Origin of the sequence: Enterococcus sp. 4E1_DIV0656 (assembly GCF_002140695.1) — a bacterium.
Classification (GTDB): Bacteria; Bacillota; Bacilli; order Lactobacillales; family Enterococcaceae; genus Enterococcus_D; species Enterococcus_D entomosocium.
Map to the genome: position 1 here is coordinate 169,736 of NZ_NGLF01000001.1, position 13,997 is coordinate 183,732.

Consider the following 13,997-nt stretch of genomic DNA (forward strand, 5'->3'; position numbering starts at 1 on the left):
CTGGCGTCCATGTTTATTTCCAAAACAATCAACTTTCTTTCCTTCACGCAAAGAAGAGCCGATCGATCCTTGTTAATCCTAAGGCATCGATTTCTAAAAGAGCTCTTTCGTAAATTTCTGTATTTGTGAAAGCCGCACTCTCGTGGGCATCGATCCCAATAATACAAGAGCAGCCGACTTCCTTAGCGATCTTCCAAAATTCAGGATGCGGATAGCCACCATTCGTATAGCCCGCCAAATTATACTCCAATGGCAGCTGATACTCTTTGGCTTTTTCGCATAAACGGTAAGCAACTTCTTCGCAATGGGAATCGAAGGTTTTATAGCCCCGCATAAACACATCTGGGTGTGCCATATAAGCAAAAATTTCTGATTCGATCCCTTGTAAAGAAACACGGAGATAATCTTTGATCGCTTTTACCGAATCCCCGGGTGTATGGTCGTAATAGTGATTGCTTTCGATTTCAGGAAAGTGATTGCCAAAAATCAAATAGTCGATCGACAGCCTTTCTTTCTCTGCAACTAGCCAAGGAATCATTGTTTCAAAATATTCACACTCTAATCCTAATTTCACATCGATTTGTCCTTGATATTTTTCCCGTAAGCTTTTCACCGATGAAACGTAATCTTCCAATTGCGCAACATCCATCCGCATGGGCGAGACATACCCATCCTCAAAGGGCCAGGGACAATGATCAGCGAAGCCGATTTCCTTAAAGCCAGCTTGGATGGCTTTGATCACATAGTCTTCATCAGAATCCCGTGCATGTTTGCATCGAGTTGTGTGGGTATGATAGTTTGCTTTCCACATGGTTATTCACTCCTTCTTATTACATTTAGGTTAATTTGTTTTTGTGATCGCATTTTAGGTACACTCTTCTTGAGGCGTTATCCTTCAAACCGTTCGCTATTTTACAGAATCTTTTGTAAACGGAACCATTTTTTCGAAAAAATAGTACTAGCTATCAACACCTATCACTTAGCAACTTCATCAGTCTGGATTTATTCCAGTCCATTTCATTATAGAATTGCGGCTATCCCAAGACAATCAAAAGAAAGCTGCAAGCGGTTGCTTCTTTTCCCATCACTTCCATTGAGTCGTTTCTCTTGGGACAAATGAATTTTTCAAGAGGACGTGTCTTGGTGCGGTTTTGTCTCCTTGTACCTCTTGAAAAAGTAGCTGGGTCGTCCAATCCACCATCTCCTCTAAAGGTCGTGCGATGGACGAAAGCAAAGGGTTAGTACAAAGACAAACATTGGTGTTTTCATAACCAATCACTTGAATCGCTTCACCAACCTTTTTATCCAGTGAATGAAGGGAACGTAAAGCGCAGGCTGCCAAAAAATCGCTTGCCGCAAAAATGCCATCGATAGAAGGCCATTGACGAAAAAGTTGATCAAAGGAAGTTTGCGTGACATTTACAAAATCGAGTATGACCTCGTGAACATGGATCTCTGGGTATTGGTCCATCACTTGATAAAAACCAGCTGATTTTTCTTGAACGGAATGTAATGTCTTTGGTCCATTAACGAAGAGGATCTCGCGACAACGATTTTGGATTAAGATCTGTGCTGCCAACTGTCCACCTGAGGTATTATCCGCAGAAACGGAGGATACTTCATCGCTAAGGACTCTACCCACACTCACTAGAGGTAATTTGAGAACCTTTTGCAACAATGGACCTTGCGTACAAAGGTTGGTACATAAAATTACCCCATCAATATTATTTGCGAGAAACAAGTTCAAAAAATAGGTTTCTCTTTCAGGATTCCCTTGTGTGGTACCAATCATCAAACTATAGCCTTTCTCAATCAGTTGCGACTCGATTCGGGTGATAAATTGATTATAAAAATCATTTTTCAAATCATAGATCAGCAAGCCGATCATCTTTGAGGAATTGTAATAAAAGGACCGTGCTAATTCATTTGGTACATAATCAAGTGCTTGAATTGCTTCTAGCACAATCTGCTTTGTTTCTTCATTCACGTATTTTTTATTGTTGATCACTCGTGAGACGGTAGTCACGGATACATTGGCAAGTTTTGCTACGTCTTGCATGTTTGCCATTGGTCCCTCCTTTCTCTCTTTTACATGTCTCGTAATTGTTAAATCCTTTTCCATTTGATCTATTATCCGAATGCAACACTCCAAAACGCTTTCTTTTTATTCTATAATAGCAAACCTTACCTTACATTTTCTATTTTTATGAAAATAAAAAAGCTGTTTAGATGAAATCTCACCATAAACAACTTTTCTATGCTAGATAAAAGTTTGCATTAATGTCAGCGTCTTTGAAGAAAACAAGAAAATCACTCCCGTGTTCTCTTAAACAATCATTTACACAAGCACCCAGCTAATTTTTTAAATCTAAGCCTTCAATCAACGCCACCGCACGATCGATCCCAGCGTCTTTTGTTTCTTCTAACACCACGTAACAGTATGGCTTGTGTTTGATCAGAAGCTGTAAAATTTCTGGATACCGTATTTGTCCTTCACCTAACGGGACAGGGATCACTTCTTCTCTCGAGAGTTGAAAATCCTTTAGGTGCAAGCAGACGATTTTCTCGCCAAAAAGAGTAAACGCTTCTTCTACCAATGCAACTTGATCAGCAGCCGTTTTTGCGGTGATCAAATTCGTTGGATCGTAAATGATCCCTAGATAATCAGAAGGAACACGTTCAATCAGCTCGGCGATGCGCTGATTCGAATACAACGGATGATTCATTCCTGCTTCGATCCCTACCATGGTTTTATGTTTTTCTCCTACTCGAACGAGTCGCTGGATCACATGGATCAAGTCTTCAAAAACCTCATCCGAAAAATTCTCTTCGCTATATCCCAGCGCGGCAATGACTGAGCCTGTTTCTGAAGCCACCATGCTGGCACCAAAATAACGGGCATGGAATAAGTAGCGCTCAAATTTCTGTAAGATTTTCTCTCGTTCCTCTGGTTCGGGATGAATCAAGTTACTATAACAACTTAACAAAGCGATTTGAACGCCTTGTTCTTGGAATTCATTCTTGAAGAAGGTCCCCATACCTGGACTCATTTTTTCAGGAGCACTTAGGTCTGGAAAAGACGCATTCAAGGCAAACTGAACGTTTCTTATTTTCTTTGCTCCTACCGCTTGTGCTAGCTGCTTGGGTGTATATTCTCCTGAGAGGTCATGCCCTCGGATGGCTAAATGAATCATCTGACTCCTCGCTTTCTACTGTTTTTTCCCATTCAATAATCAAATTTTCATAAGGTTCTAGCCTATGGTTACCCCGCGCCAGCGCTTCACCTGATAAGCGTTCGAAACCGGGGAGATGTAAGGTAAAGTCAGCTGTCGTCATCCCTAAGTTACTGATCCAGAGTTGGACATGGGTCGCTGACTCTCGGCGATACTTCATCACACCTTCCGAACATTTGATCAACAGGCGCTCTGATTCATAAGGGAAAAGTTCTTTGTGACAAAACGACTGCCATATCAAACTGTCTGGTAAATTGCTAGGTAGCGCACCTAAATAGATGATCTCTCCTTGAGCCAGTTGTTTCTTAGCTAGTAGCGTTTGGTCATTCCCTCGTCCGATCGTTTCCCAATCTTCTGGGCAATGAAAAACTGTGACCAAATGATCCAAAGGTTCTTTTAGGCCGTCATAGGTTAGCTGATAAGTCAGTCCGTTCACCGTAAACTGCTGGATTTGGTCAAACCCGAGCCATTCTCCTAAACGATCTAAGCCATTCGTCGCTGGCCACGCTAGCTCTTTTGTCCGATCCCCCGTCATCGGGCCTAAAATCAGCTTGCCTCCTGCTTCAGTAAAGGCGGCAAATTTTTTCAGCAAGGTAGGACTGATCCAACGAACAAATGGGGCAAGAACAACATCATACTCTTCTAACGGACTATTTTCTTGAATGATTTCTACACGAATCCCTTGGCGAATCAGACTGCCGTAAAATTCGGTAAACAGGCTGCGATAATCATAAATACCCCCATGATCGATCGTGTAAAAGCGTTTCGAGTAGTCCGAGTAGATGATGGCTATTTTTGCAGATACATACTTCGTTTCCGCTAAAAGTGGTGCGATCTGTTGTCTTAGTTCGCCAATCCGAACTACCTCTTCATACCCACGATCTGGCTCTCCCCAAGCAGTTAACACGGCGCTATGGGGTTGCTCCACACCATAGCGATGTCCACGAAAATGCCAAAAACAGAAGGATTTCAAATGACCAGCATAGCCAATGAACGCTTCACTTGTGACAAACCCATGAGGACGAGGTGCCGCATAGTTTTCAATATGACCGGCATTGGCGGTACAAGTTTCTAACAATAACATTTCCTTGTTGCGCGGTTTGACATTCCGCCAACGATCCAAGTTCATCGTATACGCTGGATAGTTGTCTGCCGGTGCATACGTATCAAAACCGGCAATATCTAAATCAGCAAATAGCTCATCATTTTGCAAGTTAAACCCAAAAGCGGAGTTATGGGTAATGGGTAACGCGGTCTCCATTCGGATAAAATGACAAAGATCATGCGCAAACTCATTCAACGTATCGGTGGTAAAGCGGCGAAAGGCATTCATCAGGGAAGAATTATGCAAAAACGGGGTCGTTAGTGGCAAGACGACATCCTCAAATGCGTCATACCACTCACTCCACACCTTCGTGCCCCAACACTCGTTGAGGTTGGTCACGGATTGATAGTTGTCTTTTAAATACGTATGCCAACGCGTTTGGCACGTCGTACAGTAACATAGATCGACATGACATTTAAACTCATTGTCCAATTGCAACATAACGACATTTTCATGTTTTTCGGCAATCTCAGCGATTTTTCTCGTCAAACGATAGGCATAGCGGCGAAAGTCCTCGTTGTTGGTACAGACATGCTGTCTTGAGCCATGATGCATCTTCGTCCCATCTTGATTAGTGATTAAAGCTTCTGGGTACTGTTTTGTAAACCAGCGGGGCGGAGTTGGCGTTGGAATACATAAGCAAACATCGATGCCATTTGCTTGGTACTGTTCTAGCGCACGTTCCAACAACGCAAAATCATATTCTCCAGGTTGAGGCTCCAAGTCACGCCACATGAATTCCCCAATTCTAGCAAAATTCATGCCCAACGTTTTCATCGTTTGACTATCACTTTGCATGATTTCTTCCGACCAGACTTCTGGATACATGCAGGCGCCGTAATAAATATCAGGAAACAGTGGTTGCTCATGGAAAAACGCCTGTAAACGAATCGCTACATAGCGAGCGATCATATGCGCCCCGACCTTTGAAAAGTGGGTATCATCTGCGAGACCTGCAGGATAATTGGGGTGCTCATCCGGTGCTAACCAAACAAAGAGCGCTTTGGAAGCTTCTAGTCCTAATGTGTCATAATAATGATAGGTATAGCGATTTAAATCAAACAAATCCACTTCTTCCGTTCGACTAAGTTCTCTTAAGACAGGTAAAAATGCTGACAACGTATGCGCCAGTCGTCCCTCTTCCCCTACACGTCGTTCAACAGGTGTACACAGGATAGGAATTCCTGCTTTTTCTTTGATTTGACGGATCATGTCTGTCAAATGAGCAATGTACGCCTCCATCGTGACATGATTTTTCTCTTTTTGGTCATTATGTCCAAATTGCAGTAGGACGACTGTATTCGGTTCGACTTCTTGCAGGAGTTGCTTAAACAACCCTTCTTCGATAAACGAACGAGTCGTACTGCCGTTTTTCGCAAAATTGTGTACGTCTACTTCTGGGGACAGATAGCTTGGTAAAGCTTGTCCCCAGCCCATCATTGGCTGTTGATCAAGGGGATAATCCGCCACGGTTGAATCTCCGCCTAGAACGATTTTCATTTCTTTTCTTCCTCCATCTATTTACTATCAGATTTCCAACAACTTCGACAAGTCCACTGGTTTTCTTGCTGAACATAAGCTGCATTAGAAATCGCTTTCTTTTCTATTATACAAAACATTTGCTGACGAAAACATGGAAAAATCAGAGCAAAAGCTGCGAAAATACGAGCTTTTCCGCAGCAACCAACAGTGATCAGCTCTGACCTTTTCGATATTGTCCTGGGGTCATTCCCGTGCACTTTTTAAATAAACGATTGAAGTAACTGGGATTATACCCAAGGTTTTCTGCAATTTCATTGATTTGGTGATCAGTTTCGAGCAACTGCCGTTTTGCTTCTACGATGCGAACATTGGTTAAATAATCAATAAAGTTGACCTGCTTGGCACGCTTGAACTCCTTACTCAAAAAGATTGGGTCTACTTCGAAACGATCCGCAACGTATTCTAACGAAATTTGTTCATTGCGAAAATCAGATTGGATGTACTCCGCTACTTTTTGGATCATTTCACTATAAGAATTAGCGACATTTTCTTGCCAGAGGATGGAGACGGGTTTTAAGAAATGATGGTACAAAAAGGCTTGGATCTGATTGATGTCCAAAAGTCGTTCGATTCGCTCTAACACAACCGTTTTCGATACATAATCCGTTCGTGAGACCCCATTTTCATTTAAAAGGTAATCGACTTGATCGTACAGTCGATTGACCACATAGATCACCGCAGCCTGTTGATTGTTTTCTGCCACGACCTGTTCTAAAAACCGCTGGACACTTCGTTGCAATTCTTCATGATAGCCACTTTTCAGCGCTGTTAAAATCAAATTTTCTTGCGAAAGAGAATACTTCGGCAGCGGGCGCATTTTCTCTCCTTGAAGCACTTGATTTTCGGGAATCAACCGTTGCAGATGGATTTGCTTTTTGAGACGTTGGGCAACTTCAGGCAACTTGCGAATCTCTGTTTCTTGTTGCGAACTAACGATGGTGACATAACGGCAGACGATCAAATTGATTTGCTTGGTGATCATCGTGAAGTAATCTGTCAGTAGCTGCTCTTGATTGACCACAAAAACCAAAATCCGTCCTTCATTTGAAGAAACAATGGTTGATTCAGGGAAAAACATGGCTGTGACATCCGCTATAATGTTTTCTAAGGCAAACAAAATGTGGGTTTCATCTTGTGAATTTGCTTGATTGCTTAATAGATCATTGAGTTGGAAATAAAACAGGCGATACCCTTGGTCACTTAAGCACCAGTTTTTTTGCTGCAGTAATTGTTGCGATTCTTCCTCCGATAAATAGCCATAATACCCTTCCATCAAATGTTGGATCACTTGTCGCTTCAGCGAATCTTGAAAGCGTTCCGCCTGATTTTGCAACAATCCTTTTTCCCGACTTAATTGTTGCCAACGGTCCACCAAAAACTCCAGATCGTTTTCTTTTTTCCATTGGGTATTACCAAAGAGCTGATCCATCGTTTTTTCAAAAGGTTGGTATTGTTTTTTTGCCAAAAAGAGACTCATGACTGCCACACAAGCAATAAAAAGAATGCTTACGACGATCAGCACTCTAGCCAAATGAGTGACTGGCTCGGTAATCAATGCTAAGGGAACGACGGTATAAAACGTCCATATTTGGTTGAGTCGCGTACTGTTTACGGCGATCATGCTATAATCATTGCCATTGATCGATTCTACCCAGGTTCCTTGATGCTCCTCACTCAGCGGTTGGATAACATTCGCTAAGTTCTGATCGCCAATAAAACGAAAACTCTCATGATTAAAGGAAATCGCTGCGAGTCCATTTTCAATTTGAGTATCATAAAAATACTTTAACAATGATTGCTCGTCGATCGTTGCAACTAAAAAAATTTTAGGCTGATCTTCGCCTTGGCTATCAATGTTTTGTACAAAAATCAATTCATCCTCTTCTTCAATGATCTTCCACTGATACTGCCTACCATTATCGATCCGATAGCGTTCAAATGCTGTTTTGGTTTGCTCGAGCGTTAATTCATACGTGCCGCCACTTTCAATCCCAAAGGGCGCCTCTCCGAGCGAATAAATACCGATTCGATTGACATAATTGGAGCTATTGGTTAAGTAAAACAATTCTTCCGACAGCTGGATCAACGTCTGATAATTCGTCGTTTCCAATAAATCTTCTTGGTAGCGCCTTTGAAACGATTGCCCCCAAACGCTTAAAGTCACTTCCAGCTGCGAGAACTGTTGGTTGATGTTACTAACGATTCCTTCGACTTGGCGATTGTTTAGTTCTTGATACGATCGTTGTAATGGTCCGATCAAATAGGCATGCAAAAAGATTGCAACGGCTAATAGCGGCACGACGATCCATAGACTGGCTAGCTGCAGTTTTCGATGAAAACCGCCTGTTTTAAAGTACTTCATTCCCAAACACCCTTGTAATAGATTTTATGTAACAAATTGTCATGCGAAAAAACGCATGACAACCTATCCACAACTATTGAAGTGTATCATCCTTTGACGGATCCAATCAGCATTCCTTTGGCAAAATGTTTTTGCAAAAACGGATAGAAGATCAAAATTGGTAAAGTCGCCACAATGATGACTGCAAATTTGATTCCTTGTTCAGGCGGCACATAGTTTGGGTCCATACTTGCTAACGCATTGGCACCACTGGAGGCCATCGTGATCTGTCTTAACAATAACTGAATCGGCCATTTTGCTGAATCGTTGATATAGAGCAATCCACTCATGAAGTCGTTCCAGATACCAACGGCGTAAAAAAGGGTGAAGGTCGCGATCACTGGTTTTGATAAAGGCAAAATGATTTTCCATAAGATCCCTAGTTCCGTACAGCCGTCCATCTTGGCGGATTCTTCCAACTCGATCGGCATTTCTTGGAAAAAGTTTTTGATGATCATTAAGTTGAAGGGATTGATCGCGATTGGCAAAATCAATGCCCAATAAGAATTGATCAGTCCTAAATTTTTCACCACGATAAACGTTGGGATCATCCCACCTGAAAAGAGCATTGCAAAAATCACGAGATTCAACAAGGTGTTCCGTCCTTTTAGGTGCTTGCGTGATAAAGGATAGGCAAAGGTGAAGGTACAGAAAAGCTGCACCAGCGTGCCAACGATGGTAACGCCGACCGTTACAAGCAAACTACGGATAAAGGTGTTGGTTGAAAAAATAAAGCGATAGGAGTCGAGACTGATCTCATTTGGCCATAAGAAAAACGAACGTGTGGTCAATTCTAACTCCGTAGCAAATGAACCTGCGATCACATAAATAAAAGGAATCACCATGAATAACCCAATCAATGCCAAAAATAGTGCATTAAAAATGTCAAATATTTTCCCTGCCTTCGTATTGTGTAAAGTATCCATCTTTTTCCTCCTTAGTATAAGCCGCTTTCGCCAAAGCGTTTCGCTAATTTATTGGTACAAAGTACGAGGATGATCCCAACGATCGATTTAAATAATCCGACGGCTGTTGAGTAACTGTAAGCGCCATTGGTGATCCCCATCATATACACATACGTATCAAAAACATCTGCTACTGTTCGGTTCAACTGATTGGTCATCAAGAAAATCTGATCAAACCCAGTAGACAAAATCGACCCGATCCGCATGATCAGCATAATGATGATCGTCGAACGAATCGCAGGCAAAGTGATATGCCACACACGACGAAAACGTCCTGCACCATCCATGATCGCGGCTTCGTATTGTTCCTGATCCACACCTGATAAGGCAGCTAAATAAATAATGGTCCCCCAACCGATCTCTTTCCAAATCGATTGCATCACGATCATGGGGCGGAACCATTGCGGGTCTGAGAGAAAATCGATTTCCACGCCTGTCAACGAAGCGATAAATTGAGTGATCGCTCCATGATCGATGTTGAATAAAATATGCCAAAGACTAACGACGATCGTCCATGAAAGAAAATGCGGTACATAGACGAAGGTTTGAATGGTCCGCTGAAACAGCTTGTTGCGTAATTCATTCAGTAACAGTGCCAAAAAGATTGGTGCTGGAAACGAAAAGAAAATGTTTAAAAAGGCAATCATCAACGTGTTCCACAAGATTCGAAAGAAATCAGGATTATTGAAGAAATCCATAAAATTTTGTGTTCCTACCCATGGGCTATCTGCGATTCCTAAAAAGGGCACATAATCTTTGAAAGCAATGATCAACCCATACATCGGCGCATAACGAAATACTGCAAAATAGATGATCCCGGGAATCGTCAAAATATAGAGCCATTTATTTTGTTTAAAATGGTTGAGAAAACTCCCCCATTGCTCTTTCGTTTTCGGCACTTTTTTTATTGTTGTTTCCATTCATTCTCCTCCTCTAATTCCGCTCCAATCAGTGCTAAACAACAAATCGTATTTAGCCCCCACTGTGACAACACATTGGTCGATACCCACGGCATTTCTTTTATTTTTTTCCACGTTGTCGCTGCTTCAATGGTCGCTTCGATCGGCAATGGAACACCCGATTTGTCATTATCAAGCAATAACTGCCAAGCCCTTTGACTGATTGCTCGATCGTTACGCACTCGCCCAGCAAAGGCCATCATCGTCGACGCAAACATTGGCCAGGCAAAATGAGGTTCCGTCAGTACCTCGTTTGACTCTTCTGCTTTTATTTCAGGACTCAAGCTATAAAACCAGCCAAACTCCCCTAACATCTCTGTCCACTCTGGGTCTTCCAGCACTTGAGCAAGTTCTAACCAAACTTGCGGCGCCCCAAAGGAGATGACCATGTGATAGCCGCCAAAATTCCCTGTTCCCATATAAGATAAGGTTTTGTCTTGTGGATCAAATAACACTGTGGGACCAGACAATAGGCGCTGGGGCATGGCTTTGATGCAGGTGATGCCGGTGCGAATTCTTTCAAGGTACACAGGATCATTCGTCCGTTCCCACTGGGTAAACCAGTTCGAGACTAGCGCAGCCCAATCTGGTCCGATGCGAATCGGTATCCGCTTCGTTTCTCGTTCATAAAACTCGCGCATCGGTGGTAACGCATCAAAAGCATAGGTTTCATTGTCTTTGACTTGTTCCATAATCTCTCCAATGCGTTCATCCGCTGTCAAATAGTAGTAGTAGCGATGGAGACCCGCCATTGAAATTCGAACTTCTTTGGCTTGGCAACCCCAATGAACGACATTATGCCGTGACCCTAATCCTTTGTATTCCCCAGCATGATACTGATCGACTTCTGAAGTATGTCTCGTCATGCTTTCAGCCAGATAGTAGACGCTTGGATCACCAGTCCGTAAGAAATCTAGCCAAAGCCACATGTTAGGGACCAATTCAGTGTTTTGCCAAGCGTACCCACCAAGATCGTAGCGCCATTGGTGTCGAAACTGATCATAGGTATGCATGACATCACCATAGTTCCAATAGCCATACCAACTTCTTTGTTGGACTTCTGCTAAATAGAATTGACGCATCTCAGCCAATTGTTGCTCCAGCAACTGTTTCGTTTTCGTTGATTCGTCTGGTAAACTGATCTTGCCAAAAACCCTCGTCTCTTGATAACGCTCTGGCAATGAAACGATCTGGGCAGGTTCTTGGTTTTCTTGAGCTAAGTCCAGCAACACTTCTTCTGACGGGGCTTCCTCATAAAGATCCAACCAACAACGCGTCGTATTTGCTACGCCAACTGCCGTCGAACGAATCTCTTCCATTCCTTCGTATCCGCTAAGCACATGATCCCGTTTGGAATAGTGCTGAAAATCCATTGGCTTGGCATTCGGTGACCACTGCCACATCGTGATTCGGGTTGCTTTTTGGGTGATGCCTGCCACCTCGATCGCAGATGGTGCTTTTTCCCAAAATTTCTCCATACTGCAAGCAACGCCGCCGGTTTCTCCCCCAGCGTAAAAGGTACCTGAATAACGCTCACCATCCCCAATGGGCAACCAACAGTACCCAGGTTCTGTCTGTTTTTCTAATTCAAATGACCGATGATTGATTTGATTGACCCGAAAATTGTCCCAAATAGCATTTTCCACCGCATGAGACAGCATCGGCTCGTCCGCTGGGGTCAATGAAACGAGCTGTCCACTGGCTTGTTCTTGATAGGGAATGTTTTGTTGATAGTGTCGCCGTGAAAGTAACAATTGCGCCGCTTCATGATACACAGCATCTGCAATAAATTTGACTTGTCGATTCCAATTTTCACCTGTCAACGCATAATCAAATGCTACCCCCATGCCTTCATAAGCAAGTGGTTTGATGATAATGACCGTATGAATGATTTCCAATTTGCTGATTTCGCGAAAGATACGGAACCGTAAAATAAACTCTTGCACCACTTCTTGATTGATCTCAATGACGCCCGATACTTTGATAACGGCTTTTTCTGAACCATTTTCTTCCAACATCAAGTCCGTTACTTTGGACTGCACCTTTTTGTTTTGGTATTGCAGGATTGCGTGAAGATCTTGCAATTTTTTCTGCCCATTGACCGCTACCCAGTCCAATACATTTTTCCCTTCCCCATGTTTCGGGAAGAAGCCTTTGATCGTACCGTTGTCAAAATAAATACCGTTGTATGCTTCCCTAGCAATCGCCTGTTTCTTCTGGACACGCTGTTTTCTTTGAAAAAGTAACTGCGTCGTTTCTGCCACCAGACCACTGTGTCCTGTCCATTTCACACTGCCATCTGGCCAGTAAGCCAGTACTTTCGTTTGCAGCGGCTCCTCCCCCAGCAAAAACAGTTCCTCACTTAGAACCTCAGGTTGTAAAGCTCCTTTTTCCCATGGATACCCAAAACTCAGCCCACGTTTTCCCTTAGGTTTATTTTTGAGCCATTTCAATGCCATGCTCGATTTCCTCCTCTTCCCTCTCTGCAGGTTGAACTGCATCGTTTTGTTGCTTTAGCTTTTGTTCATTTTCATCAAATAATTTCAAGTAAATCCCCATTGTGCCAATGATCCACATCCCAATACTTAAAAATGGCAGGAGACCGGGGAGAAAAAAGCTGATCGTACTACAAATCCCAAACCAAAGGACGCCTAAAAAGGTGCCAATAGGTTGAAAGAAAAGAAAGCGTAGTGAAGCGCCTAGGTACTTCTTCGTTGGGAGCACATAATATTCGTACATGCTAAGCAATGTATTAATCACAGCGATCGCGACGCATTGGCTAACGATCAATAGGATCAAGCCTGTTTGAGTCAATGCCGCTAAAAATCCTTGCTGGATCACTACCATGGGGCACAAATAAAAGAGAATGATCGGTAAGCCCAAGCGATTCGATCGCCAAAAGTTCCTGCGGTAATACCGAAAGAACGTTTGAAAAAAAGGCGGCGATTCCTGTTTAAGGGTTTTCTTTGCTACGTGGAATCCTGCTTGTATGCTAGGCGCCAGTCCAAAGATGATCCCACCTACTAGCGCACCTATAATAACGGTTACATTTATCAGCAAACAATAAAAGACAAAATCTGCTGCTTGATATACTTTCTGCCAATTCATCACCGTTCCTCCTCTAAGGAATATACCTTTAAGTCTTTATAGCGGGCCTTCATTGGCGCCATTTGCCGAAATCCGATCGCTCCTTTGGTTAATATGGGACCAAACTGTTCCTCATCAAGGTACCTTAACACCAATAAGTCGTTGATCCAAAAGGAGATCGTTGCACCTACCTTATCGATTCTTAGGTGATAAAACCCTCGGGCATCTGCTACACTCGGAAGTGGATCTGCGCCTTGGGCGACCAGATGAAACCCATGGCTTTTGCGCAAATTACACGTTTCAAACGCCCGTTCCTCCTCATACTTTCTTCGAAAATAAGAAAGGTGGTAAGCATCGATCCCTCCAGAATGATACTCGGGATATGCCCCGGTTCGTTTGGGTACTCCAGAATCGAAGATCGAGCCACCCTTGCGATTGGCTGCTGCAAAAAAGAGCATACATAAGCCTGGTTCAGCCAGTGGTTGAAACTGCCAGGTGATTCGTAGGTCCGCTGGAAATTGTTGAGGCAGCCATAAAACAAAATGTGGTTGTTTGTTTGATTCTTCAGAATACGTATTCGCCAGAATCATCCCGTCTTGGAAAGTAATCTTGGGCTCTCCTTCAGCAATAAAGTGTTGAATATCTGCTGCTTGATTCAGCGGATTTTCATAGATCAATTTCGCTAACATTTCTTCTCCTTTTATG

The 13,997-nt window shown here is 42.9% G+C and carries 10 protein-coding genes; all 10 read right to left on the reverse strand.

Annotated features, from left to right (window positions below):
• Positions 1-43: 43 nt before the first annotated feature.
• The 10 genes from A5882_RS00765 to A5882_RS00810 all read right to left on the reverse strand — a co-directional run bounded on the left by A5882_RS00765 (position 44) and on the right by A5882_RS00810 (position 13,981).
• Entirely contained in the window at positions 44-811 is a 768-nt protein-coding gene (locus tag A5882_RS00765; protein WP_086316497.1) for a histidinol-phosphatase, read from the reverse strand.
• A 273-nt stretch (positions 812-1,084) separates the two neighbouring features.
• Entirely contained in the window at positions 1,085-2,068 is a 984-nt protein-coding gene (locus tag A5882_RS00770; RefSeq protein WP_074933365.1) for a LacI family DNA-binding transcriptional regulator, read from the reverse strand.
• 286 nt (positions 2,069-2,354) lie between these two features.
• Entirely contained in the window at positions 2,355-3,194 is an 840-nt protein-coding gene (locus tag A5882_RS00775) for a sugar phosphate isomerase/epimerase (RefSeq protein WP_008380772.1), read from the reverse strand.
• The gene (locus A5882_RS00780) at positions 3,166-5,838 is read right to left on the reverse strand and encodes a beta-galactosidase (RefSeq protein ID WP_086372320.1); all 2,673 of its coding nucleotides are present in this window, start codon (positions 5,836-5,838) and stop codon (positions 3,166-3,168) included. Before A5882_RS00780 ends, A5882_RS00775 begins: the two co-directional genes overlap by 29 nt.
• A 193-nt stretch (positions 5,839-6,031) precedes the next feature.
• Positions 6,032-8,242 (reverse strand): helix-turn-helix transcriptional regulator, encoded by a 2,211-nt coding sequence (locus tag A5882_RS00785; protein WP_008380767.1) that lies wholly within the window; start codon positions 8,240-8,242, stop codon positions 6,032-6,034.
• Positions 8,243-8,328: 86 nt separating this feature from the next.
• On the reverse strand, positions 8,329-9,207 hold the full coding sequence (locus A5882_RS00790) for a carbohydrate ABC transporter permease (protein ID WP_005234200.1): 879 nt from the start codon (positions 9,205-9,207) through the stop codon (positions 8,329-8,331).
• A gap of 11 nt (positions 9,208-9,218) precedes the next feature.
• On the reverse strand, positions 9,219-10,166 hold the full coding sequence (locus tag A5882_RS00795; RefSeq protein WP_005234199.1) for a sugar ABC transporter permease: 948 nt from the start codon (positions 10,164-10,166) through the stop codon (positions 9,219-9,221).
• Positions 10,151-12,664, reverse strand: a complete 2,514-nt coding sequence (locus A5882_RS00800) for a hypothetical protein (RefSeq protein ID WP_005234198.1) — start codon at positions 12,662-12,664, stop codon at positions 10,151-10,153. Before A5882_RS00800 ends, A5882_RS00795 begins: the two co-directional genes overlap by 16 nt.
• Positions 12,639-13,313, reverse strand: a complete 675-nt coding sequence (locus tag A5882_RS00805; RefSeq protein ID WP_008380762.1) for a YesL family protein — start codon at positions 13,311-13,313, stop codon at positions 12,639-12,641. Before A5882_RS00805 ends, A5882_RS00800 begins: the two co-directional genes overlap by 26 nt.
• On the reverse strand, positions 13,313-13,981 hold the full coding sequence (locus tag A5882_RS00810; RefSeq protein ID WP_008380760.1) for a DUF1961 family protein: 669 nt from the start codon (positions 13,979-13,981) through the stop codon (positions 13,313-13,315). The genes A5882_RS00805 and A5882_RS00810 overlap by 1 nt, the downstream gene beginning before the upstream one ends.
• Between the last annotated feature and the right edge of the window lie 16 nt (positions 13,982-13,997).